22 protein-coding genes and 1 riboswitch are annotated in these 24,281 nt (G+C 48.3%); of the genes, 5 read left to right on the forward strand and 17 right to left on the reverse strand.

The window, feature by feature from the left end; genetic code table 11:
- The first annotated feature begins 100 nt into the window (after positions 1-100).
- Positions 101-1,774, forward strand: coding sequence for a M14 family metallopeptidase (locus FB479_RS17420; protein WP_142066138.1), 1,674 nt, complete (start codon positions 101-103; stop codon positions 1,772-1,774).
- Between the two features lie 62 nt (positions 1,775-1,836).
- On the opposite strand, the gene FB479_RS17425 is transcribed toward FB479_RS17420, so the two are convergent.
- The 4 genes from FB479_RS17425 to FB479_RS17440 form a co-directional block, all read right to left on the reverse strand.
- Complete coding sequence (locus FB479_RS17425) at positions 1,837-2,718, reverse strand: methyl-accepting chemotaxis protein (protein ID WP_106654414.1); 882 nt, start codon at positions 2,716-2,718, stop codon at positions 1,837-1,839.
- A 30-nt stretch (positions 2,719-2,748) separates the two neighbouring features.
- Positions 2,749-4,206: a benzaldehyde dehydrogenase gene (yfmT, locus tag FB479_RS17430; RefSeq protein WP_142066139.1), complete on the reverse strand. Its 1,458-nt coding sequence runs from the start codon at positions 4,204-4,206 to the stop codon at positions 2,749-2,751.
- Between the two features lie 86 nt (positions 4,207-4,292).
- A riboswitch (cyclic di-GMP riboswitch) is annotated at positions 4,293-4,378 on the reverse strand.
- Positions 4,379-4,554: 176 nt separating this feature from the next.
- Positions 4,555-5,499, reverse strand: coding sequence for a methyl-accepting chemotaxis protein (locus FB479_RS17435; RefSeq protein ID WP_142066140.1), 945 nt, complete (start codon positions 5,497-5,499; stop codon positions 4,555-4,557).
- Between the two features lie 24 nt (positions 5,500-5,523).
- Complete coding sequence (locus FB479_RS17440; protein ID WP_106654411.1) at positions 5,524-6,279, reverse strand: hypothetical protein; 756 nt, start codon at positions 6,277-6,279, stop codon at positions 5,524-5,526.
- 85 nt (positions 6,280-6,364) lie between these two features.
- On the opposite strand from FB479_RS17440, the gene FB479_RS17445 reads away from it, so the two are divergent.
- Complete coding sequence (locus FB479_RS17445) at positions 6,365-7,777, forward strand: RsmB/NOP family class I SAM-dependent RNA methyltransferase (protein WP_142066141.1); 1,413 nt, start codon at positions 6,365-6,367, stop codon at positions 7,775-7,777.
- A gap of 77 nt (positions 7,778-7,854) precedes the next feature.
- Here the strand turns inward: FB479_RS17445 and FB479_RS17450 are convergent, their stop codons facing one another.
- The 6 genes from FB479_RS17450 to FB479_RS17475 all read right to left on the reverse strand — a co-directional run bounded on the left by FB479_RS17450 (position 7,855) and on the right by FB479_RS17475 (position 13,135).
- Positions 7,855-8,100, reverse strand: a complete 246-nt coding sequence (locus FB479_RS17450) for a hypothetical protein (RefSeq protein WP_048034168.1) — start codon at positions 8,098-8,100, stop codon at positions 7,855-7,857.
- Between the two features lie 174 nt (positions 8,101-8,274).
- Positions 8,275-8,889, reverse strand: coding sequence for a LysE family translocator (locus FB479_RS17455; RefSeq protein WP_255438435.1), 615 nt, complete (start codon positions 8,887-8,889; stop codon positions 8,275-8,277).
- A gap of 5 nt (positions 8,890-8,894) precedes the next feature.
- Positions 8,895-9,329, reverse strand: a complete 435-nt coding sequence (locus tag FB479_RS17460; RefSeq protein WP_106654409.1) for an Lrp/AsnC family transcriptional regulator — start codon at positions 9,327-9,329, stop codon at positions 8,895-8,897.
- 191 nt (positions 9,330-9,520) lie between these two features.
- Complete coding sequence (locus FB479_RS17465) at positions 9,521-10,681, reverse strand: MFS transporter (protein WP_142066142.1); 1,161 nt, start codon at positions 10,679-10,681, stop codon at positions 9,521-9,523.
- The gene (locus tag FB479_RS17470; protein ID WP_142066294.1) at positions 10,671-11,507 is read right to left on the reverse strand and encodes a MerR family transcriptional regulator; all 837 of its coding nucleotides are present in this window, start codon (positions 11,505-11,507) and stop codon (positions 10,671-10,673) included. The genes FB479_RS17465 and FB479_RS17470 overlap by 11 nt, the downstream gene beginning before the upstream one ends.
- A 146-nt stretch (positions 11,508-11,653) precedes the next feature.
- A complete protein-coding gene (locus FB479_RS17475) occupies positions 11,654-13,135 on the reverse strand; it encodes a DEAD/DEAH box helicase (RefSeq protein ID WP_142066143.1) in 1,482 nt (493 codons plus the stop codon).
- 318 nt (positions 13,136-13,453) lie between these two features.
- Between FB479_RS17475 and FB479_RS17480 the strand changes: the two genes are divergently transcribed.
- Together FB479_RS17480 and FB479_RS17485 are read left to right on the forward strand one after the other, a co-directional pair.
- The gene (locus FB479_RS17480) at positions 13,454-13,987 is read left to right on the forward strand and encodes an RNA polymerase sigma factor (RefSeq protein WP_142066144.1); all 534 of its coding nucleotides are present in this window, start codon (positions 13,454-13,456) and stop codon (positions 13,985-13,987) included.
- Positions 13,974-15,083 carry a DUF4179 domain-containing protein gene (locus FB479_RS17485; protein ID WP_142066145.1) on the forward strand — a complete coding sequence of 370 codons (1,110 nt, stop codon included), beginning with the start codon at positions 13,974-13,976 and terminating at the stop codon, positions 15,081-15,083. Before FB479_RS17480 ends, FB479_RS17485 begins: the two co-directional genes overlap by 14 nt.
- A gap of 64 nt (positions 15,084-15,147) precedes the next feature.
- On the opposite strand, the gene FB479_RS17490 is transcribed toward FB479_RS17485, so the two are convergent.
- From FB479_RS17490 to FB479_RS17520, 7 genes are all read right to left on the reverse strand, one after another.
- Complete coding sequence (locus FB479_RS17490) at positions 15,148-16,224, reverse strand: M42 family metallopeptidase (RefSeq protein ID WP_106654404.1); 1,077 nt, start codon at positions 16,222-16,224, stop codon at positions 15,148-15,150.
- Between the two features lie 140 nt (positions 16,225-16,364).
- Positions 16,365-17,666: an MFS transporter gene (locus FB479_RS17495; RefSeq protein WP_142066147.1), complete on the reverse strand. Its 1,302-nt coding sequence runs from the start codon at positions 17,664-17,666 to the stop codon at positions 16,365-16,367.
- A gap of 75 nt (positions 17,667-17,741) precedes the next feature.
- Complete coding sequence (locus FB479_RS17500) at positions 17,742-18,344, reverse strand: TetR/AcrR family transcriptional regulator (protein WP_142066148.1); 603 nt, start codon at positions 18,342-18,344, stop codon at positions 17,742-17,744.
- 150 nt (positions 18,345-18,494) lie between these two features.
- A complete protein-coding gene (gene pepV, locus FB479_RS17505) occupies positions 18,495-19,931 on the reverse strand; it encodes a dipeptidase PepV (protein ID WP_142066295.1) in 1,437 nt (478 codons plus the stop codon).
- Positions 19,918-20,649, reverse strand: coding sequence for a GTP pyrophosphokinase (locus FB479_RS17510; RefSeq protein ID WP_142066149.1), 732 nt, complete (start codon positions 20,647-20,649; stop codon positions 19,918-19,920). The genes pepV and FB479_RS17510 overlap by 14 nt, the downstream gene beginning before the upstream one ends.
- A 133-nt stretch (positions 20,650-20,782) precedes the next feature.
- Positions 20,783-22,864 carry a methyl-accepting chemotaxis protein gene (locus FB479_RS17515; RefSeq protein ID WP_142066150.1) on the reverse strand — a complete coding sequence of 694 codons (2,082 nt, stop codon included), beginning with the start codon at positions 22,862-22,864 and terminating at the stop codon, positions 20,783-20,785.
- A gap of 122 nt (positions 22,865-22,986) precedes the next feature.
- The gene (locus FB479_RS17520) at positions 22,987-23,460 is read right to left on the reverse strand and encodes an N-acetyltransferase (protein ID WP_007722846.1); all 474 of its coding nucleotides are present in this window, start codon (positions 23,458-23,460) and stop codon (positions 22,987-22,989) included.
- A 200-nt stretch (positions 23,461-23,660) separates the two neighbouring features.
- Here FB479_RS17520 and FB479_RS17525 point away from each other — a divergent pair, with 200 nt between their 5' ends.
- On the forward strand, positions 23,661-24,254 hold the full coding sequence (locus tag FB479_RS17525) for a TetR/AcrR family transcriptional regulator (RefSeq protein ID WP_047071619.1): 594 nt from the start codon (positions 23,661-23,663) through the stop codon (positions 24,252-24,254).
- The last annotated feature ends 27 nt before the right edge of the window (positions 24,255-24,281 follow it).

Here is a 24,281-nt window from a genome sequence, read left to right on the forward strand (position 1 = left end):
AGTCCTACTTTAAAATGAATATTTCGTAGCGATTATTATTTTTATAATAATCTGATAAATTAACCATAGGTGTCTACTTTTATTTCGCAGGAGGGAATTTATGGACAAGAAAGTACGCTACGTTGTTTCTACAGCACTCGTAATATCTCTGTTCACCAGCCCCTCAATCATCCATGCCACCCAAGCTGAACCACAACCCCACATTCCTTATTACGGAATAGGACCAGCCTATGTACAGCCTGCACAGATTGAGAGCTTGTTTCCCAAGCCAACTATCCAGTTTGGGACACCCGGCTTCCAAGAAGGAAAAGAAGCTTTTACATCCCAGGAAGAAATGATGGCTTACATAAGCAAATTGGCTACACGCAACAAGGAGATCCAGCTGCTATCCATCGGTACATCATTGGAAGGTCGCGACATCCCTCTGCTTCTGTTCAGCAAAGACCACAGTAAGCTTAAACAAAGCAAGGAGAAACCACTCATCTGGCTACAGGCACAAATCCACGGAAATGAACCTGCCTCTGGTGAATCTGCGCTTGTGATCGCCAAATGGCTGGCAGAAGGAAAACTTGGCGCTGACCTCCTGGATAAAGTAAACGTTGCGATTGTTCCTCGCATCAACCCGGATGGCTCCTACCAGTTCAAACGCTACATCGCGACAGAGCTGGATGCCAACCGCGACTACATGAAGGTAGAATATCCTGAGGTGCAAGCGGTTCACCAAGCCATCAATGCCTATCAACCTGATGTGGTGCTTGACGCCCACGAATACGGCGTCTCTTCCAGCCAGCTTCGCGATGTTGGAAAAAAAGGCGCGATCTCTTCCTATGATGTTCTGATCTCCTCTGCGAAAAACTTGAATATCCCCGCCAACCTGCGCAAAATGTCAGACAATCTGCTCTTGGCTGACGTTCAAAAAGCACTCGACAAGGAGCAACTTTCTCATCACGCTTACTATACGCTGGCAAAAGGCAAGGACGGAAAAGTGACCGCAACAGAAGGCAGCACAGAGACAAGAATCGGACGCAATGCCTTGGGACTGAAAAACACGTTGACGTTTTTGGTGGAAACACGCGGCATCGGCATTGGACGCGCCGATTTTGAACGACGTGTATACAGTCAGGCCATGACTCACGCTGCTGTCATCCAATCAACAGCAGCCAACGCCAAAGCAATCAAGTCCGCCGTAACCCAGGCACGCGCAGAAATCACGGAAAAAGGCAAAAAAGCAAACGACAACGACAAACTCGTCATCTTGAGTGAGAATAAGCGAGTACCGGGTCAATCTCTCGAAGTGGTCGATCTAGCCACGGCAAAAAAAGTGTCTACCCCCATCGTCTGGGTAAGCTCCACCGATGCCTATCCCGTACTCGAACGCGAGCGCCCCACTGCTTATCTCATGCCTCCTGGCTACCATGACGTTGCAGCCAAGCTGGAACTGCTCGGTGTTTCGGTAAGCAAGCTATCAAAAGAAACGACCATAGCGGTAGAAAGCTACACCATTTTGGAAAACAAGGTGAATACGATTTACGAGAATGGGCATTTCACCAATCAAGTGACTGCAAATGTAACAGAAACAACGAAAACCTTTCCTGCGGGTAGCTACGTGTTCAGCATGGCCCAGCCAAACGCCAACTTCCTTGCATTGGCCCTGGAACCGGAATCAGTAGACAGCTACGTCACGTTTAACTTCTTGCCCGTTGAAAAGGGCGATGAAGTCCCGGTGTATCGCTATATGCTGGAGCAACCGCTACCTACCACACAAAAGAACTAAAGGAAAAAATCCCCTCTCTAAAGTTAGACTCCTGAGAGGGGATTTTCGTTACATGTATAGGCTTACTTTATTTCAAACACTTCTTGGGCAAGTCCTGCCAGCTTTTGTGTATTGTCGCTCACTTCGACCATTGTCGCAGAAATTTCCTCCGTAGCAGCTGCCTGACTCTCCATGGTTTGATTGATCAATTCAATCGAATTTTGCAGGAGAGATATCAAATCCCGGATGGAATCCGTGGTGTGCTTGATTTTGTCTGCATTCGCCCGCGAATCCGTCGCCATATTGCGAACCTCATTCGCAACGACTGCGAACCCACGCCCTGCATCTCCTACTCGCGCAGCCTCAATGCTCGCATTCAGTCCCAAAATGTTACTTTGATCAGCGATTTTTTTCACGGCGAGTGTAATTTGCTCGATCTCAGTCGTACTTTGGCTCACATCATTGGCTTGCTCTGAGATCGCCTTCATTTGCTCGTTCAAATTCCCGATCTGCACGGCCATCTCTTGTGTGGTGGCACTGACCTGCTCGACGACACTTGAGAGATTTGCGGCAATTTCATACAGCTCGTTGGCTCGCTCCATACTCGAACCAATGCCGACACCGCCGATGACTTTTCCCGTGTGATCATGCAGGGGGATCGCCCGAGCGACAAGAGGAAAACCAAATAATTCCTTGGGGACCATCATCGCCTGCTTGGTGTTTTTTCGAATCGCGTTGGTGATCACATCTCCTTCCTGAAGTGGATCACCAGGCTTTACTTGTAGCGCAAATGTTTCGGCAGGCACATTGCGCAATAGCTTTTCCGTGTCGTAGACCCCAATGGTAATGTCATCGGTGAGCAAATCATTTAAATAAGGGGCAACCTTGATGAAAGCCTCGAGCAGTTCTGCGTTTTTCCCCTTTTCGGAAGCTTCTGTTTCGTTCCATTCTTCGTATCCGTTCATGACCCTCTTCACCTCTATATTTTGCTGGCATTAGTATGGAAATTGGCGCTTTTTATGTTGAACCGAAATCCATTTCAGCGTAGTAAACTCTTCTAAGCTCCATTGACCATTCAAACGTCCCAACCCGGAATGCTTTTCACCGCCGAACGCCACAATTGGCTCGTCATTGATCGTCCCATCATTGATGTGAATCATGCCGGTCTCAATTCGTTTGGCCATCTGGGCACCTCTCTCCAGATCGCGCGTATGAATCGCCCCGGACAATCCAAATGGGGTCTCGTTCGCCATGCGAATCGCTTCTTCCTCGGAAGCAAACGACATGATGCAAACAGCAGGACCAAACAGCTCTTTTCCGGCAATCGACATGTCTGTGGTCACGCCTGTCAAAACGATAGGCTCGACCACGTTGCCTTTTACTTCCCCTTTCAGTGCAGGAACGGCTCCTTCGCGTATCGCCTCATCGATCGTAGCCATCAGGTTAGTGACTTGCCGTTGATTGATCAACGGACCGATTACTGTGTCTGGATCATTTGGGTCGCCTACCTTGAGTCCAGATACTTTTTCCACATACAGATCGAGGAATTTATCGTATACATCTTGGTGAACCAGTACTCGGTTAGCCGACATGCAAATCTGACCTTGGTGAGTAAAGCGGCTGAATACCGCTGCATTGACGGCATACTGGAGATCCGCATCCTCCAAAACGATCAGTGCACTATTGCCGCCCAGCTCCAAAATCGCCTTTTTGAAATGCTTCGCTGCCACTTGCGCGATATGGCTACCTACTTGGCTAGAGCCTGTAAACGAAAGGATCCGCGGAATCGGGTGGGAGACAAAACCATCGCCAATTTCTGCAATATCCGTCACCACGACGTTGATCAAGCCTTTGGGCAGACCTACTTCTTCAAAAATTTTCGCGATGAGAGTCCCACCCGTGATTGGCGTGTGCTCATGTGGTTTGAGGACGACACCGTTGCCCGCGCCAAGAGCTGGAGCTACGGACTTCATCGACAAATAGAACGGAAAGTTAAACGGACTGATGACGCCGACAACTCCTGCGGGAATCCGATACAAACGATTTTCTTTTCCGTCTACGGGAGAAGGAAGAATTTTTCCTTCCATGCGTACCGGGAACGTAGCCGCCTCGCGAATAATATCCTTCACAAGCCCGATCTCAAAAAACGCCTTCAGACGGGTTCCACCCAATTCACGAATGATGATCTGAATGATTTCCTCTTCATGCTCTTCGATATAGTGAACAGCACGCTCCAACATTCGGGATTTGGTATAGGCATTCACTTCATCCCACTCTTTTTTCGCGTTGGCTGCCGCCTTGTAAGCCGCGTCGATATCCTCCAGATTTGCCATTTTGAATTCTGCGATGACTTCCCCGTTGTAAGGGTTGATATCTTGCAATGTCTTCGCGCCAAGTCCGTCGCGCCACTCCCCATTGATGTACTGCTTGTCCAGTGTTTGAAGGATTGACATGCTTTAACCTCTCCCTTTTGTAAAGTTAAATAGGCTCCATTCGCATGAAAGGAGCCGTAAAACTAAAACAGCAAAATACACTGCTAGTCGGCAACCCGGCTGCCATCGTAACGTGTACATTAGGCCCGTGGCTTTGCGTCCCCACTTTTCAATGGGTTTGCCCATTCATAGCGAATGCCGATATGATTTTGTCGAAAAAAGGAAAGATATGGAGAATACTACTTTGATTATAGTACTCTATTCCTAATAGTCAAACGGGAATATGTAAAATTTCAATGAAACAACGTGAGCAAATACCAAAAAGTCCGCATCGCTTGGATACGGACTCCTGATTCTTTTTCTTTATGATCACAATAACTTTTTGACATCCTTTACGCCCGTCGCGAGCATTTGCTCTACCGCGTTGGCGTCCCTCACGTGCTTGGTCAAGCCTTCATTCAGCTCGTCCAGCAAGCCTTTTGCATCATTTACCTGCTGGGACACATCGTCAGCAAATCGCTTTTGCTGCGCGATGATTTCCATCACACCTGACACTTCGACGTTCAGCGCCTGGAAAGCGTTCACGATCTGATCCGTCTTCTCTGCAGCATCCTTGCTGATAGAAAGTCCATTTTTGATTGCACTGCTGCTTTTTTCACTGTTGGACAACGCTTCTTTTGTTTCTTCCTGAATCTTGCCGATCAATTCTGCAATCGTCTTGGTCGAGTTCGCTGTCATCTCGGCCAGCTTCCGTACTTCATCTGCTACGACAGCAAAGCCTCGGCCTTGTTCACCCGCACGGGCAGCTTCTATCGCTGCATTCAAAGCGAGAAGGTTGGTTTGATTGGCAATGTCGCTGATTACCTTGACGATACTCGTAATTTCCGAAGAGCGCTCTTCCAAGCGGCTCATGGACTTGGACGTATGGACCGATTCTTTGTCGAGCAGGCTCATGACTTCCACAACGTCCGTCATCGCCTTCTTGCCTTCATCTGCACGCGCTACCGATTGTTTACAGATGTTTGTCAGGCGCTCTCCTCGAACGGACAACTGGCTCGCAGATTCATCATCCCGCTCGTTAATGGCCTGGATATTATCTACGACACGCTTCATCCTCGCCACTAATCTCACCATTTGATCGGATTCGGCATTCACCGCTTGGTTCGAAGTGAGGATCGCACCCATCTGTTCGTAAACACCGCGAAGCTCATGTTTCCAAGCGTCTTGCTGTCCTGCCATTGTGGTTGCGGGAGTTGCCACTGTCGTCGCTGCTGTCTCTTTTTCTGCCAGGCCTTTGTCTTTTTTCCAAAACATCCGCTTCCCTCTCCTTTGTACCCATCAATTGTCACTTCGGCGGCTATATACGCGGGACTCGATTATTCCCGGATGTTGTTTCGCCAAGCTCAGCAAGTTTTCCAAGAAATAATAGTGACCCTCCAAGAGCTCCACGTCTTTACGCTCAAAATGCTTCGCCTGCAAATACTGCTGCATTTCCAAAGCATAGCGCTCCAGTTTATCGTGAAAATCGTTGGCACGAAGCATTTGCTCCACTTCTGGATATTCTGTTTTCAGGCGACTTAACTCGCTGTATACACGTCCGCCCTCCAGAATCATCTGGTAGGCCGTACGCTCGAGCGTAGCTGTCGTAGCTGCCTCCTGCTCCTCACGCTCCTCGCGCAAAGCTGCCAAGTACGTGATAAAATGGTAGACAGTTAAAAACAATGGTCCTAAAAATAGAATGATCCCTGCTTTGTACACATGCTGATTGGACAAATTGCTGATGAGCAGGAACAAGTGAAACAAGATCGCACCCAACCATACATAGATGATGATTTGGTGATTGATCTTCCCTGCCTTTTGGTGGCGTGAAAAGGCAAAGGTAAGTCCGAGCAGATAAAAGGCAAGCAACGTAAAGCTGGCAGAAAACAAAGCCATCTCCATATCGATCAGCCAATCTGCATCGGCGGGTATTTCGATAAAGAATTCAAAAGCGAGCACCAGCAGTGAGAACAGCAACCCCATGATCCAAAACCGGCTTACTTCCGAGTCATTCCTCCGCCGGGAGCGGTAGCGTTTTGCACGGGATCCTTCCATAATGCTCTCACCTCATTCTCTATGATTCGCCATGATTCTATCTTTTCCTTTCACATGGGGCCAAAATCTGACATCGGAGGCTGTTATGACAAAAAATTTACCAACACCATTTACCGAGCGCATGAAAACCTTGCTCGGACACGATTATGAGGCATTCGTTTCCTCGTATGATCAGCCTGTGACACACGGCTTGCGGGTCAATCCGTTGAAGGTGGGTCGTGACGATTTTTTGAAAATCTCGCCGTTTGCTCTGGAAGCAGTCCCTTGGTGTGAAAATGGTTTTCGCTACAAAGAGCCGGATCGTCCCGGCAAGCATCCTTTTCACTCCGCTGGCATGTACTACTTGCAGGAGCCAAGCGCGATGTCCGCTGCCGAAGCACTCGGCGCACAACCTGGTGAGCGCATCCTCGACCTGTGTGCAGCGCCAGGGGGGAAATCGACGCAGCTTGCAGCGTTTTTGCGTGGACAAGGAATGCTTGTGGCAAACGAAATCCATCCTGTTCGGGCAAAAGCCTTGTCAGAAAATCTGGAGCGCTGCGGCGTGACCAATGCCGTCGTGACCAACGAAACGCCTGAACGCCTACAGGAGCGATTCCCCCAGTTTTTTGACCGAATTTTAGTAGACGCTCCATGCTCTGGCGAAGGGATGTTCCGCAAGCTACCCGAAGCAATCGAAGACTGGAGCCCTGCAAAAGTAACCGAGTGCCATGTCATGCAAGGCGATATTCTCGAAGCGGCAGCTGCTATGCTGAAGCCAGGCGGGACGCTGGTCTACTCCACCTGCACATTTGCTCCGTTGGAAAATGAGCAATCACTGGTTAACTTTCTGGATAGTCACCCGGAATTTGAGATCGTCTCGCTGCCACATGCAGATTGCTTTTCTGCTGGCCAACCCGCGTGGGCGTCTCCGCAAAACGAGCAGCTCACCCAGACAGCCAGATTGTGGCCGCATCGTCTACAGGGAGAAGGTCATTACCTCGCCAAGCTGCAAAAGAGTGAGAACGCTGAAGTTCATGAACCTTCCGGGAAGCGTAAAGAAAAGCGTGTGGCAAAATCGGCTCCGGCAGGTCGAAAAGAAGCCCTGGCAGCGTGGCGTACGTTCGCGGACGAAGCACTCCCGGCGCTCTCCAAACCATTCGATGATGAATCAGCTTTTCTTTTGTTCGGCGAGCAGCTCTACTACTCACCTGCTCCCGAGCTCGATTGGGACAAGCTCAAGGTCGCGCGCGTCGGTCTGCACCTAGGAACCGTAAAAAAGAACAGATTTGAACCTGCACACGCCTTGGCACTCGCCCTCTCTGCTGCGGAGGCAGCCCGTGTCGCTTCGTACGGCGCAGACGATCCTGAATTGTTGCGGTACTTAAAAGGCGAAGCGCTCACGCGTGATGGTGACAGCGGCTGGACGCTGGTTACTGTAGATGGATTCTCCATCGGTTGGGGCAAGCAATCAGAGGGGCAACTCAAAAATCATTATCCAAAAGGTCTACGCTGGTTGTAGAATGCATCAAAAATAAAAAAGCTCACAAAGCTACACGAAATGCATTCGTGACTGCTTGTGGGCTTTTCTCTTTTTTCTCATGATCGCCCTCTGCGGGACGGATTGTCTACTACGGTCAAAGAGCCATTTCTAATATAACGCAATATTTTTGAAACAGATATCCCTGTTGCATTGGCAATTTGCATCGCATTCGAATTCGGATAAGTTCTCACGTAATTGCGAATCATCTGGTAGTCTTGTATTTCGTTTTCTCCGCAAACCTGGCAACTGTACTCTCCCCGGCCCATCGGACTGCCGCATTTCAAGCACGTATCCGTTGTCATCACTGGTTCTCCTCACACCCTGTACTAAGGTACTTTCACAAGAAAGGGTTCTATATTCCTATCTATTACCCAAATCAAACGGGAGGAAAACACTAATTTCTATCGCAATTCTTATATTCTATTAAAATTCGATGCAGTCAATCCAAACTCCTTTAAAATGCCAGTATGACGGCATCAGACAGCTTTTTGCAAAAGGACAATCGCAAACCCAATCAGAAAGACACCACTGAGCCCATGAAAAACGTTGAGCCATCCTGGGCGAAAAAATCGAGCCAAATATGATGCCAACAAAGCTACCAGCCCCAGAAACAAGAAAGTCGATAACAGACAGCCTGTAGCAAACAAGAACAACTCCGTTGATTGAATAAGATTGCCAGATGCCAATAGTGAGCCAAATACTCCCGCCCAAAACAGAACGGTCAGAGGATTCGCGAGCGTCAGAAGCACGCCTTGCCAAAAGCTGTTTCGACCCGATGGAGCATGCTGGACTGGTGCTTGTTCATGTTCTCCCCTGCCCTTTATGGCACGCAAAGTTTGAATCCCAAACCAAGTCAAAATCAGGGCTCCCATCATCAAAACCATCTGTTTGACCCAATGGATTTGCAACAGCAGCGATAGTCCCCCGATCGCCCCCACCATATAAACCGCATCTGCGAGTGCAACTCCCAGTACCATCATGAGTGCCTCTCCCAATCGCCGAGTCATCGAGCGATGCAACACTGCCAGACAAATCGGACCAACGGATAGCTGAAGCATCATTCCGAATAATAGACCGTTCCAGATCGCCATCAGGTTCACATCTCCTCTTTCATGGAAGACAGGACGATCATCGTATTCGTCTTGCTTACCCCTTCTACTTGCTTCAATGTTTCAGAGATGAATCGTTCCAGATCGGCCGTCCCTTTTACGGCAACCTTCAGGACATAATCGTAAGCTCCCGCAATATGATGGCATTCCAGCACACAGTCTGCCTGCATGACCGTTTCACGGAAGCCAGCGATATGCTCCGTTTTCTCGATTTGCACCATCACAAAGGCAATCAGGTGAAGCCCTAGCTGTTCCCGATCCAGCTTCACCGTGAACTGCTTGATGAGTCCTGTATCCTCCAGCTTGCGTATTCGTTCGGAGACCGCAGGCACGGACAAATGAACCTGCTTGCTGATGTCTGAGCTGGTGATTCGGGCATTTTCCCGCAATAAGCGGAGGATTTGTTCGTCAATTCGATCCATAGTGGTGCCCCTCCTTTTTATCATAATTATACCAACTTCTTTATAATAAAAAGGAATTTGACACCATTACCGTAATTTTTAAAGAAACAACGCAGCTTAACCTTTGTTTTTTCTGTAGCGCGAATGATCTTGGGGCGTTTTCCTAAAATAATGCTGCCGAGAGAGACGGGAAGGCATCATACGCCATCTTTCTACGCTGATAGCTGCTCCTTCTTTAGAGTAAACAAACGGATCGCGAGCAACAGTGACAGCAACGCAATAACAAATCCGTACCAGCCTAGATGCTCCACAGAGGAGTTGCTGATCACCAGTCCCCCAACCCATGATCCAAAAGCGAAGCCAAATTGAATAAAGGATGTATTGATGCTAAGCGCGATATCCGGCGAACGGGGCACCTGGGTAACCAGATATAGCTGTTGGGCCGGAGACGTTGCCCATGTGGCGAGCATCCATAGCATGATGATCACGATATGGGCAGTTAGCACTCCATCCATGACCGAAAGCAAAAGCAGCATACTTGCCTGAAGGGAGAGGCCAACATAAATCGTAAATTTCGGCCCCTTGCGATCTGCGATAACTCCCCCAATTTTTGACCCCATAAAACTGCAAATGCCTGCAAGAAACAGAATCCCGGAAATCTCGGATGCCGAAAGCTCTGCCTGGGTTAGCAGGAAAGGCGCAATATAGGTAAACAATGTGGAATAAGCGCCGATGTACAACAGCGTGATAACAACCGCTGCCAGAATCTTTTTATTTTTTATGACAGCCAGCTGTGCCCGCGGTGTTACAGCCTCCTGCGCTTTTATAAGCGGGACTTTTTTATAAATGACAAACAGCGGAACCAAGCTCAGCAGTCCAATAAAAATAAACAGCAGCCTCCAGCCAATCGCTTCACTTAAAAAAGTGCCAACCGGGAGGCCAAGTACAAGCGAGCTGCTCAATCCCATCAAAATGATGCCGATTGCTCGCCCACGATTGCCTTCTTCAACAAGCCGTGTAGATACCGCCATCGCAACAACAGTAGCAACTCCTCCACTGAGTCCTTGGATCATGCGTGTGACCAGCATCATCTCAAATGAAGGACTCACATAGACCAGCCAGTTGCTCAAAATAAAAATGCCAAGCATCATGAGCAATAATTTTTTTCGGTCAAGATGGATCGTAGCAGCGATGAGAATGGGAGCCCCTACTGCCGCAGAAAGGGCAAATGCAGTGACAAGCAATCCGGCAGACGACGTCGTGACACCCAGATCAGCTGCCACCATTTGAATGATGCCGCTTATCAGATACTCCACCGTCCCAATCAGGAAAACGGCCAAAGCGAGAATATAGACAACCCATTTATTTCCCATGCTCACTTTGCCCCCTTGCTTCAATTGGAATCTGGATTTCTATGAGCTCAACCCCAGGTTCTTCTGATAAGGGAACATAGATTTCTCTGCCGGGCTGCTCGCTTCGAATACAGTAACCATGCTGTTCAATCCACGTAGCCAGGTCAAGGCAAGCTGATTCTTTAAAGGTCGAATCCGAACGGAATAGTAGCGTAGCCATTGTCTCCGCAGGCAAGAAGCTTTGTTCCATTTGCTCAGGCAGTTTGACAGATTCTGTTTTCATGGCGTAGCCCACCCCAAATTCGAAAAGCTGGTCCTTCGTTCCGGTTTCCTTCCATAGCACTGTTTTGGGACCAGTCAAGGATGATTTCAGGCTGGCATCAAGCAAACTGTCGAATAGTTGAAACAGGCAAGGAATATCTTCAGCAGCACCCAGTGCTGAATAGGAAATCAAGTGCATGCCATCTACCTGCTTCAGAACAACCTCATGCTCCTTCTCGATCCTTCCCTCCCGTTCAACAAGCTGCACCCGTTCCTTAATACGGGCAAGCTTTGACATTTCCATCTCCAGCAGGGATTGGATTTCATTTTCTTTGAGTATCAGCATGCCCCGAATTTGTTCGGCTGGTATATTCTCGTGAAGCAATTGCGCAATCTGCTGCAATGAGAACCCTAATTCTTTGAAGATGACAATTCGATTGATCTGCAAAAGCTGTTCGGCACAGTAATATCGGTACCCGGTCGTATCATCGATTTTTGCTGGTTTTAGAATCCCAATCTGATCATAATAGCGCAACGTCTGCAACGGTATTCTACTCAGTCGGGAAAACTCGCTGATTTTGAACAATTCCACACCTTCTCTCCCATTACTTCGATCTGAGTATAAACCTTCTAGTTGGGTATAAAGTCAAGAACTTCCTTTCATACACCAAAGGCGTTTCTACAAAAAAAAACGCCCAGATCCTTTTCGAATCTGGGCAGCCTCTTCATTTCTTATCTTCCTCTTGATTTCCCGGCAGATTGATTAAACGGTCTTCCACCCTTGGAAGAACGAGCGGCTCCACCTTTTCCTGCTTTTTTGGCATCGGCTGGCTTCGCAGACTTACCCGCTTTGCGTGCCGCAATTGCTTCAGCCTTCTTGCGGTTTTTCTCGTACTGCGTTTGCAGTTCACCTAGCTCACGCGCCATCTTCTTTTTGTAGCCTGGCTTTACCTTCGTCTTTTTCTTCAAGGCTTCACGTACAGGGGCGAACTCTTTATCTTTTTCCTTTAGCTGCTCCTTCGCCTGTTGCGCACGCAGCTCGATGAAATGAGCTTCCCGTTCTTCTGCGCGCTGACGGCGTCCAGCATCCAGATGGCGTCCTGCCTGCAAAATTCTTTCTTCGATAGAAGCCTTCGTGGTTTTGGCAAAACGAGCCAACAGGTTTTTCTGACGCGGAGAAATGAGGGAGATCGCTTTCCCTTTTTGTCCCGCACGTCCCGTACGTCCAACGCGGTGGATGTAGCTGTCCACGTCATTCGGCAAATCGTAGTTGATGACATGCGTTACACCTTCTACGTCGAGTCCGCGCGCCGCGATATCTGTGGCAATCAAGTATTGGAAGCGGATCTCGCGGAATTGCTTCATCAGCTGTTCCCGCTTGTTTTGAGACAAATCGCCGTACAGGGCTTTCGCCGACAGGCCATTTTCCTGCAAACGAGCAGTAAGCTGTTGCACACGTACTTGCGTATTCGCAAACACGATGGTCAAGTACGGCTGCTCTTGCTCCAGCACATCGACCAGCGCGTCCGTTTTATCGCTCTGGTTCACTACATAGTAAAATTGTTCAATACGCTCAACCGTTTTCTGCTTGCCTTCAATTTTGATATGAGGAGGCTGCTTCATGAAACGGTGCGCGAGTTTTTTCACCAGATCAGGCATCGTTGCCGAGAACAGCAGCACCTGACGTTGAGAAGGCGTGTGGACGATTACTTGTTCCACGTCCTCCAGGAAGCCCATTTCCATCATTTTATCTGCTTCATCCAGCACGAGCGTGGAAATGCGTCCGAAATGGAGCGAGCCGCGCTTCATATGATCCAACACGCGTCCTGGTGTACCTACAACTATATGAACCGTTTCTTTTAGCTTGCTCAGCTGCTTGTCGATATCCGTTCCACCGTGCAGGGAGAGTACATTCACATTCAGGTGTTTGCCCAGTTTTTCTACTTCTTTTGCAATCTGAATGGAAAGCTCACGTGTCGGGGTAAGGATGAGCGCTTGAATGTCGCGTTTTCCTTCTTCCAAAGCGTTGAGGATCGGCAGCATGAAGGCAGCTGTTTTTCCCGTACCGGTCTGAGCTTGTCCGATCAGATCTTTGCCTTCCATAATGAGAGGAATGGCTTCCTCTTGAATTTGTGTCGGTTCTTTATAATACAGGTCTTGAATCCCTTGCATCAACTCCGGACGAAAACCAAAAGACGCAAACGATTTTGCCATAACTTCCACTTCCTTTCACAAGCGATCCGATTCGCCACACCATGACTGCATGGACAGTGGATGCGATAAAACCGGCTCTCATCAATCAAAATTCATCCCAGGCAGGTTGTTGCCCTTGCGAAATCCTATCCTACCTATACTAAAGGAGTACTCTCGAAAAAACAACTAAACCGTTCAACTCCAGGTATTTTTCTTCGTGACTCGCGACGACGAAGCAAGCCAAGCTGAAATTTTCGCTTACATGATGTGACCACGTATCGATTTCGCTGATCTAATTACTGTCAATGTGAAAAACCAACACAGAAAGGAGTGAAAAAGGTGGAACTAAGAGAACAGGTTCTCCTGGCAAAGCAAGGAGATCGCGAAGCTTTTATCACTGTTGTCAAACACGTTGAAAGCTCCTTGTACCATACGGCTAAATCCATCCTGAAAAAGGAGGAAGATATAGCGGACGCTCTCCAGGAAACCATTTTGAAAGCATATAAATCTCTGCATTCGCTTCGTGAGCCCCAATTTTTCAAAACATGGATGTTCCGAATTTTGATCAATGAATGCAATAAGATGTTAGCCAATCGCTCCCGTAACATTCTAATGGATGATTTCCCTGTCCAATTGTCACTCTCACCTAACGAAGAACATATTGACCTGCGGGACGCCGTTGAGAGATTGGATGAGCAGCAGCGCCTTGTTATTGTGCTTCATTATTTTGAAGACATGCCTTTACGACAAGTAGCAGAGATACTGGACATTTCAGAGAGTGCCGCAAAAATGCGGCTCAGTCGGGCACGGAACAATTTGATGGAGAAATTAAACACATTTCGGGAAGGGAAGATACATTATGGATCAATCTAAATTCGATTTAGAACTAAAAGAGTACAATCGTACAAAGGATACGACGATGTCACCATTGGTGCGGGCTCGACTGGATGAAACATACGCCTCTCTCCCAGAAATGTCTCGCGAACGAAAAGTTCGACGATTACCTAAAGCACCCTATGTAGCGGCCGCCGCAGTCATTCTAGGTGCAACTGTATTCACCTCCGGATTTATCTCGCCGGTCATGGCGCAATCGATTAAGCAGATCCCATTGGTGGGGAGTCTCTTTAGCTTAATCGAGGCGGACCTCGGCTTACGAGCTGCAGGCGAGCAAGGTCTTTCTTCCAAGGTAAACAGGAGTATTTCTCACCAGGACATGAAGCTCGAGGTAACGGAGACGGTCTTCGACGGAACACGTGCTGTCTACCTGCTCAGCGTAACGGCTCCAAACCTGAAGGACGGCATGTTTGATACGGGAAAGGAAGTTGTCAAACTCAGTGACGCTATCGAAAATGTCACTTTTACCATCGATGGAAAAGGTCAAGATGACCCAAGTAGTTTGGTAGCAGGCGGTGGTTTTTTCTCCCCAGCTGGCGAATCGCACCCAAACTTGCTTGTCTTCGAAGAAATTTTGAAGACACCTGACCACAATTCAACGAGCAAGATTCCAGATTCTTTCCATGCGGAAGTGGTTGTTAAGCTTGCTGGAATTGATCAAGCCTTCAAGCTGGACATCCCGTTCCAAAAAGCGACGAACGACACCATCCAGCTTAAACCGAATGCTGTTCAATCAAACGATGGGATTTCTTTCGAGGTATCCGAGGTCAATGTGACGCCAGTAACGACGCGCTTGTTGTATTCGGTCAAACTGGATGACAAGACATCAGATAAGTTCATCAGAGCTGCCCTGTTTGACGACCAAGGTCGTCAACTGACGTCCCTCCACGGAGAAGGAGAGCTTAAGGATAACACTCTCACATTTGATGCCCGCTTTGCTTCTGCACAAGGACAGCCGAAGTATTTCATCATCAAGCCTTTTGTCGTAAAAGATCATTCCGCTGAAACAGTCGCAGACGATCAGTTTATTAAGGGTCTGGAAATAAAGGTAGACCTCCCCGAGCAGAACAAGTAACAAAACGAAAAAGCCTCCCCAATGCAATCACATCTTGCATGGGGAGGCTTTTGCTTTCCTTTCCTTATCTGTCGATCAATTGTTGTACCGTTTCCTTATCGAGCTTCTTGATGACAGCTGTCAGCAGCTGGGCAGCCTGCTCGAAATCGCTTTTGGACATAATCGCATTATGGCTGTGGATATACCGTGTCGCAAAGCCGACGACAATCGACGGGCAGCCAATGCCGCTTGTATGGAATTTCGCTGCGTCTGTTCCGCCTCCTGCGAGGGCATCCACCTGGATATTGATGTCGAGCTCCTCTGCTGTGTCGAATACGAGATCGCGCAATCCGGTATGCGGAATCATCGTGGCATCAAATAACATGACGAGCGGACCGTCCCCCACATTGCAGGTCATCGGGTACGATTCATTTCCAGGTGTGTCATATGCGAGTCCAACATCGACAGCAAAAGCAATATCTGGTTCAACCAAATTCGCTACTGTGCCAGCACCCCGAGTCCCGACTTCTTCCTGCACGGTTGCACCGGCGTATACCACATTCGGATGCTCTTCCGTCTGCAATCGTTTCAGCACCTCGATTGCCAGTGCACACCCCGCTCGATTATCGAGCGCTTTTGCAACCCACAGCTCTCCGTCGCGCATCGTCGCAAAATCACTGTCAGGGACAATCCAATCACCAGGGCGAACACCCATTTCCTTCGCATCTGCTTCATCTTTCGCCCCGATGTCAATGTACAAATCCTTGAGCTTCATGACTTTTTCCCGCTCTTCTTTTTCCAGTGCGTGTGGTGCCTTCGAACCAATGAGCCCCAGATACTCCCCTTTGCGTGTCTTGACCTTCACACGCTGTGAGAGGATATTGTGCGTCCACCATCCGCCAAGCTGGATAAAACGCAAGTACCCTTTTGGCGTGATATGCGTCACCATGAAACCCACTTCATCCAAATGTCCCGCGAGCAAAATTTTCGGACCGTTTTCAGCACCCGTCTTCTTCCCGAGTACCCCACCCAGCCGATCCTTTACCAACTCGTCACTGAGAGGCTGTAAGTACTCCTCCATCTTCACCCTGACTTCGCGTTCGTGCCCAGGTACTCCGTCCGCTTCCGTCAAATCCTTGATCAATTTCGTGAGATCGTCCATCATTTATCTCCTTTTCGATACTGACATATTCCATTATGATTTCGAGAAATCGCTTACATAATCCTTTCATTTCCAAATTACCTACACCCTATTTATTATTGTTTCCCCAACCAATGCCCCGAATGCGCAAGAGTACTTCTTCATGCTGTTACGTTTGATTGGGTAGCCTTCGTAGCGGTTTCTTGTTCAAGCCCAACTTTTTTCGTGATCCGATGAAATAGCACGAGGCAAATCAGTCCCATCCCTACAAACATTCCGGTGATCGCAATGTTGGGAACCCACGCACTGACAAGAATAAACACACCTGCACTGCTGACCCCCACAATGCCAAACAGAGAATGAACAGCCATATACGTGCTCCGCGCGTGATCCGGCACCATATTGGCGAGTAACGCTTGTTTTACCGGAATATGTATCACTTCACCCAGGGTCGCAAAGAACATGGCAATAAGCAAGACAGCGGGAGAGTTGCTGAAGCTAATCCATGCATACCCGCAAAAGTACAGGACCAAGCCTGACAGGAGCACTGCCCTATCTCTGCAGCTCTTCACCACGTAGGAGACCAAAACAGTCAAGCAAACAACCAGCAACGTATTTTCTGTTTTTAATAGGCCTAACAAGTTCATCCCATCCACCTGAATGGCAAGAAACGAAAACAACTGCTCAGGCTCTGGGATTTCTTTCACTAAACGAAGGCCGATGACATTGGTCAATTGCTCCTCTACAGCTATGATGAGCAGATTCGCTATGGTAAACAGCAGGAAAATCCGATGCTTGAGTACTTCTTTATAAGCTCCCATGACATCTGCCATAAAACTCGAATCTTTTTGTCTTTGTTTGCGAGACGCCGAACGTGGAAGTTTTTCTGGCACATACGTTTCTTTGATAAACAGGATCGTAATCGCGAGCGAGATCGCGATGCTTGCAGCCACACCGAGAAATAGGACAAAGTAATGCTCGTCGAACAAAAAAGCACCCACCAATCCGCCTATCGCTACACCCAGATTATTCAACCAATAGGATGCAGTAAAAATCGCTCGCCTGTTCTCGGGATGACTTACATCAATAATGAGTGCTTGGTAAGCAGGACCCGACGCCCCCATACTAAAGTTATTGAACAAAAACAGGATAAAAGTGATATAGGGCAGCTGGAGCCAGGGCGAGTTGACGAAGGCCACACCAAGAAAACTGAGGAAGATGACCGCCTCACATACAACGATGACTTTTTTTCGCCCGATCCTATCCGCCACATATCCCCCTGCAAAAGAGCCTGCGACACTCGCTGCCATCACCCCTAAAAACATAAAGCCCGTTACAACCGTCCCCAATTGCTTGGAGAAAAAAACAATCAAGTACGGGGTCACAGTCATGCTCGCCATCGTCGTCAAAAATTGTAACATCAGTCTGATCCGGATGTTGCTGTCGAACTTCCAAAAACGCATGGTGACCACTCCTATCTCTTATAACGATTGATTAATCAATCATTTGTACTCCAAAAAAAAGACCGAGGGAGAATGCTAGCGATTCTTCGGTCCAAAAAGCTGCATGGCAAACGGAACGAATTTTTCCCACATGTTGCTTTGTGGTTCATCGGTCAAATTCACACGCAGACCAATTAACAGGCTCATGTATGCTGTCGCCACGTATTTGGGATCTTGGACATGCAAGAGTCCTTTCTCTTGTCCATTGATCAAAAGCTCGGCAATTTTCGTACGAAAGGTGTTGTGAAACGCATCTAGCTCAGCAAAAGAATGGGCAAAACGATTGTAGTAGCCGACTACTTGTACGACCAGTCGCAAGTACGAATCGAACGCGGCGAAGACCTTGATGTGATTGGTCACCATTCTCTCTAATTCCAATAATGGCTCAGATGCTTTGGGATCAAAATCAAGCAGTTTAACGGAATGCTCTTGCAATGGCTCCGTGACCGCTGCATGAAAGAGCTGATCCTTGTTTTCAAAGTACGTGAAAACACTGCCAAAGCTCACTCCTGATGCCTTCGCGACTTTTGCAATGGTAGTATCGTTATAACCGTGCTCGGCAAACAGGAGAACTGCCTGCTGGAGAATCGTTTCCCGCTTTTGCTTCATTTTTAGCACTTGTTCTTCCGAAAGTGGCATGCTCTAAAAGGCTCCTTGCCAATAAATGATTAATCGATCAATCGTTACTTGCATTATAGTATTGACTTCCAGCATTTGCAAAGTTTTTTGTCTCGCCTGATTCAGAAAAAATAAAAACGGCTGGCGCTTATGTCCAGCCGTTGCTATGTTCTACTTCGCTAATTCATAGATCGCTTGCGCGTAAATCGCTGTCGCTTTGATCAGATCATCCACGAAAATATATTCATCCCGCTGGTGAGCACTGTCAGGACGCCCTGGGAAAAGCGGTCCGAATGCTACCCCAACATCCAATGAACGGCCGTAGGTAGCGCCACCAATTGCAATAATGCCAGCTTCCTCGCCCGTTTGTTCCGTATACACGCGTTGCAGCGTCGTTACTAATGGATGATTCGGATCAACGCGATGGGGTGTCAGATGCTCAGCCACTTCGAGCGTAAATGCCCCTCCACTGAAGCGTTCAGCAAGAACGGCCGACCATTTTTCGAAGGCAACAGAATGTGGATAACGGATATTCAGACGGAAAAGCGCATCCTGCTTTTCGTCGTACTCGATCACACCTGTGTTCAGGGTGAGCGCACCCATTTCTGCATCATCATGCGCGATGCCAAGCGCTTCACCATAATGCTGCTTGTGTAAATAACGATCAGCCAAATTTACAAATACAGCTCCGCGTTCATCCAAGGACAAGCTGTGCAAAAAGTGAATGAGCTCGGTGCCCGCGTTGACGCCTTTGCTCGGGTCCATTCCGTGAACCGAGACGCCCTCCATATGCAGCACTATAAGACCGTCCTGCTCCTCCACTTTGCCTTTCAAGCCAGTCGCGTCCAAGTGCTGGCGATAACTTTGTGCAATTGCCTCACTATTCAAGCCGATTGGCGTAAGCGTTGCTACTGCTTTGTCTGGAACCATGTTCATCCGCAAGCCAGCCTGTAAGGAAACGAGCTTTGCCTCCATATTTTCCGCAGCAGGTATTCCGAGACTTTGGAAGGATTCAAGCGTCTGGCGCAACGACAGATCGGTCAAGCCTTTTTCTGCATAGATCAGCGGGAAGTCTGCATCTGGCGTAAAGCCCATCGTCGGCATTTCTTCCGTTTCAAAATACGTGTTCACACACTGCCAGCTCGATTCTTCATCCGTACCGAAAATAAAGCGCACGCGCTTCGACAGCGGCAATCCAAGCTCCATCACGATCTTCGCTGCGAAAATGGCCGCCATCGTCGGTCCCTTGTCATCAATCGCTCCACGGGCCACGATGCGCCCATCCACGATCTCGGCTGCATACGGTGGCGTACTCCAGCCATCGCCTTCCGGTACGACATCGACATGGCTCAGAATGCCGATCAATTCCTCGCCCTGCCCGAATTCAGCGTGTCCTGCATAGCCGCGGACGTCTTTGGTTGTCATGCCTGCTTTTTCACACACGCCTAGCGCAAAGTCAAGCGCTTGCCGAATCCCTTCTCCGAAAGGGGCCCCTTCCCGTGCTGACTCGGGGTCCAATACGCTTTTAATCTGCAAAAATTGTTGCGTCGTCCCAATCAGTTCTTCCTTGCGCTTATTTGTTTCCTCCAGCCAATTAACGCTTGTCATTCTCTTCTTCAGTCCTCTCATTCATACTACCCTCGTCCATTGCCGCATCTACGTCCAGATCCAGCTCAACCAACGATAATAATGACTCCATCGGCACTTCTTTTTTCGTAAATTCTGCTTGGGCGTCTTTAATTTCGTCCCGGATATTGTTCATTTCGCTATCCAGCTTGTAGGATGCCTTGGCAGCCTCGAACAATCTTTGCCTTATATTGGATGGGATAATTCCCTCGTATTTATAATTCAGCGAGTGCTCAATCGTCGCCCAAAAATTCATTCCCAATGTGCGAATCTGAATTTCTACCGGAATGGTCACTTGCCCACCCGCCATCATGATCGGATACTCTACGGCAAGGTGATAGCCCCGATATCCGCTTTCTTTTGGGGTAGAGACATAATCCTTTTCCAAATACACACGCATATCTCCGCGGTTGCGGATCATCTCTACGACTGCCGGTATATCATCAATAAACTGGCAAATGACGCGGATGCCCGCGATATCGCGAATTTCCCAGCAGATATTCTCATCAATCGGAAACTGCAAGCGGTTTGCCTTGTTGTAAATACTCGGGATCGATTTGACCCTGCCCACCGCAAACTCAATCGGTGAATGCTCCTTGCGTTTGCGCAGTTCGTTACGGATATTTTTAATTTTTACTTTGATTTCTTCTACAGCTTGTTCGAACGGTAGCAGATATAGTTCCCAATCTAGTTTGTGCACGCTTACGTCCCTCCGGCCTGAAACTCTCCATCGTCCTTATCATTCAACATTTTGTGTGAGATATCCTTCCAAAATACAAAAAGAGACGGGAGAAAAGGCAGATGTAGCCGGCTTTTGCTCCGTCCCTTTTTTCTTAATTTTCGCGCGAAACAAAGGTTGCAAGTGAGCTTCTCAGCTCTTCTGCTAGAATAGCTAGCTGATTCGCAGCATCTGCGATGAGCTCCATCGCTGCACTCTGCTCCTCTACCGCTGCCGAGATGCTTTGGACACCAGCAGCTGCTTGCATCGATGCGGACGATACTTCCCCAGCGACAACGGCTACCTGTTGGGCATCTGGCGCCATGCGCTTGAAGGCTTCACTGACCCCGTTAATTTCTTGCGACACTCCGAGAATGTTTTCCTCGATGTGCTGAAACATCTCTTGCGATTGGTTTGCTGTCTTCATGCCACGGGCGGTTGTTTGGGCACCCTCGACCATTCTGGCGACTGCTTCCTTCGTATCCTTTTGTACGTCTCCAATCATGCCTACGATCTGCTGGGCAGCACTGTTGGTATCCTCTGCCAGCTTGCGCACTTCTCCTGCGACGACGGCAAACCCCTTGCCATGCTCTCCTGCTCTGGCCGCTTCAATCGCAGCATTCAAGGCTAACAGATTGGTCTGTCGGGCAATCTCAGTAATAACAGAGATAATTCTCGAAATGTCCTTCGATCGCCCTTCCAATACATGAATGACATCCGTTGCGGCTTCAACCGAACGATTGATTTCGTCCATGCTGTCCATTACATCTGCGATCGCGCGTCTCCCAGCGTGTGCGTGCTGCTTCATTTCTTCCGCAGATACGGTCACACGCTCTACATTTTCCGTTACCACCGCCACATCCTTCGTCAAATCAACAGCCAGATTCAAGGTTTGTCCCATTTTTTCCACCTGGCTGTCAGCAGAGGCAGCCACTTGATCGACGACGAGGACAATTTGCTGGCTGGAAGCAGCAATCTCATTCGTGTTTCCCTGAATATTTCGCACCGCCCCGGAAACGGAAGCGGCTGCCTGCTGAATCTGAAACAAAATTTTGCGCAGTTGCTTCTGCATCGTAACGAGAGACCCTGCCAGCTCCCCTAATTCATCTTTTCTTTTTAATAGCTTGTCAGGAATCTCACGCGAAAAATCTCCATGCCCAATCCGCTCTGCGACGGCAAGCATGCCCCGAAACGAGCGGCGAAGCCAGTTTGCTGTAAATAAAGAGATGATGACGATGAGCAAGAGGACGGCACCATTAAAGGCAATCATGGCATCCCGAATGCGGGTTGGACCCTCCAATATTTCGGTCATATTCATCTCTGCCAAAATCGCCCATGTTTTCTTCCCCACTTTGACCTGATCGTAGGATACGAGCACTTGATGTCCTAAGTAATCCATGCTTTCGACCGTACCTTCGGATTGTTGGGTGAGCAACACTTGATCAACGATGGGCGTATCTACTTTTTGCTGTAACAACGTATTTGGCCCACTGCCCAGTTGCGAGCGCATAAGCTTGTCCGGACCACCAACCAAGTAAATCTTCCCGGTTTCCCCCAGCCCCTCTCGTTGATTGAATATTCTAGAAATATAATCCATGGATACTTCGACTGCGATTTGCCCGATGATGTAGCCTCGTTCGTAGATCGGAGCTGCAATGTATACCCCTGGCACCCCTCCAGATGGTTCGTAAATGCCTAGATCTGACATTTCTGCGCTTTGGGTTTTCTGGACTTGCTGCACAGTCTGGCCAAGTACAGAGTCAGCGTGTGGGCCTGTCAGGAGGTTGGTACCAAAATCGGCCTGCGGCTTTGTCTCGTACACGATGTCCCCTTGTGCATTCAACAGAAAGGCATTCACGAAGCCGTAGCGAGCGACCTCCATCTTCAATTCGTTCGTATACCTCGCTTGCACTTCTTCATAAGCAGGCGATTCCAGGCCTTGCCGCCACACTTCCTCAAACGAAGAAAGGGCAGACATTACTGTTCCCGATGCAGCCAACGTATCCACGTTCCTGGCTCGCTCGCGAAAGTAATTTTCCACCTGTTCTTTGTTGCTGTGACGCAGCGCTTCCAGTGTAGCGGCACTTCCGTTCAACAATTCCTGCTTGGATTCCTGATAAGCAAACACTCCCGCTGCCGTCAACGGTACACTTCCTGCCAGAAGTAGCACGAGCAGTATACGAGCGCCTAACTTCATGGAAAAGCCCCCCATTTTTACCAGTCTCTTTTTCTGATATACTAATAGAATATTGTTTATATTTCTACTATTTATATGAATATAGTACCAGAAAAGAAAAAAGGAAGGCTAGACCAAATGTATCAGGCTGTTTCGAAAATCATAGCAATTTCGTCGCACATCGGCAGCTTGGAGCAGTTAATGCAATCCTTCCAAGCTTTTTGCGGCAGTGTTTCCTTGGCAACCACCCAAAATCCGCACTTTTCAAAAAACACTTGTTGATAGGTCAGCGCCAGTACACGCTTAATTCCCAAAAGGCGGCATTGCTCAACCAAATGAAGAACCAGATGTTTCCCAACGCCCATCCCCTTCGCTTTTTCCGAGATAGCCAAGGAACGGATCTCCGCCAGGTCCTCCCACAAAATATGTAGGCCCGCGACACCTACGACCGAATCTCCATCATGAGCGACAATAAAGGATTGCAAGTTTTCCAAGAAAGACAGCTTTGTACGTGGCAGCATCAAGCCTTGCTGTGCATATTCATTAACGATCTCCAACATGGCATCCACGTCTTTCATCGTAGCCTGACGTACTGCCAAAGCCTTTGCAACACCCATTTTACTCTCCTCCACCCCATGCATATCGAGCCTGGTATGATTTAATATTTATTCATTATAGTATATAAATATACATTCGAGCATCGCAGAAGTCTATCCTTTTTTCACCTAATTTATGCTTAATTGCATGAACTATTCTTTTGTTAGGTAACGATTGTGTTATAATCAAGCGTACGAGTTCTTAAGGAGGTGCTACATACTTGACGACGAGACGGGAACGGAAAAAGCGCGAAACCCGCGAAAAAATCTTCAATGCTGCCATCAAGCTTTTCAAAACGCACGGCTTTGAAGCAACCACTATCGACATGATTTCCGAAGAAGCGGATGTTGCACGCGGTACGATCTTTTTGCATTTCACTTCCAAGGAAGCCATTCTCGCCAACTGGGGATATGAGCGTCTGCATGAAATCGAGGAGCGTCGGGAAGAGTGGGATTATGGGAACGACTGCAAGTCGAAGGTGCTGCGGATCTACAAGATCATGAATGAAGTCACCATCACCAATTTCGATTTCATTAAAGTCGTCGTAGAATCCTCGATGAAACATCGGAAAGTGCTAGAGAACGAAAAGAACATGTACTTTGAATTGCGTCAACTGTTCGCTGACCTGATTGAAGAAGCGCAAGAAAAGAATCAATTGAAAAGCAAATTCAACCCTCTTGTCGCTGCAAATATGCTGGAAAACATTTACTACAACGCTCTTTATGATTGGGTACGCAGCGAGGGCGCCTGGGCACTCGAAGAAATCATGGAAGAGAAGGTCTCTATCGTATTCGAAGGGCTGGTCGTGGAATAATCCGACTGACCAGCCCTTCGAATGTGA

Source organism: Brevibacillus sp. AG162 (assembly GCF_006715575.1).
In the GTDB taxonomy this organism is placed as follows: domain Bacteria; phylum Bacillota; class Bacilli; order Brevibacillales; family Brevibacillaceae; genus Brevibacillus; species Brevibacillus brevis.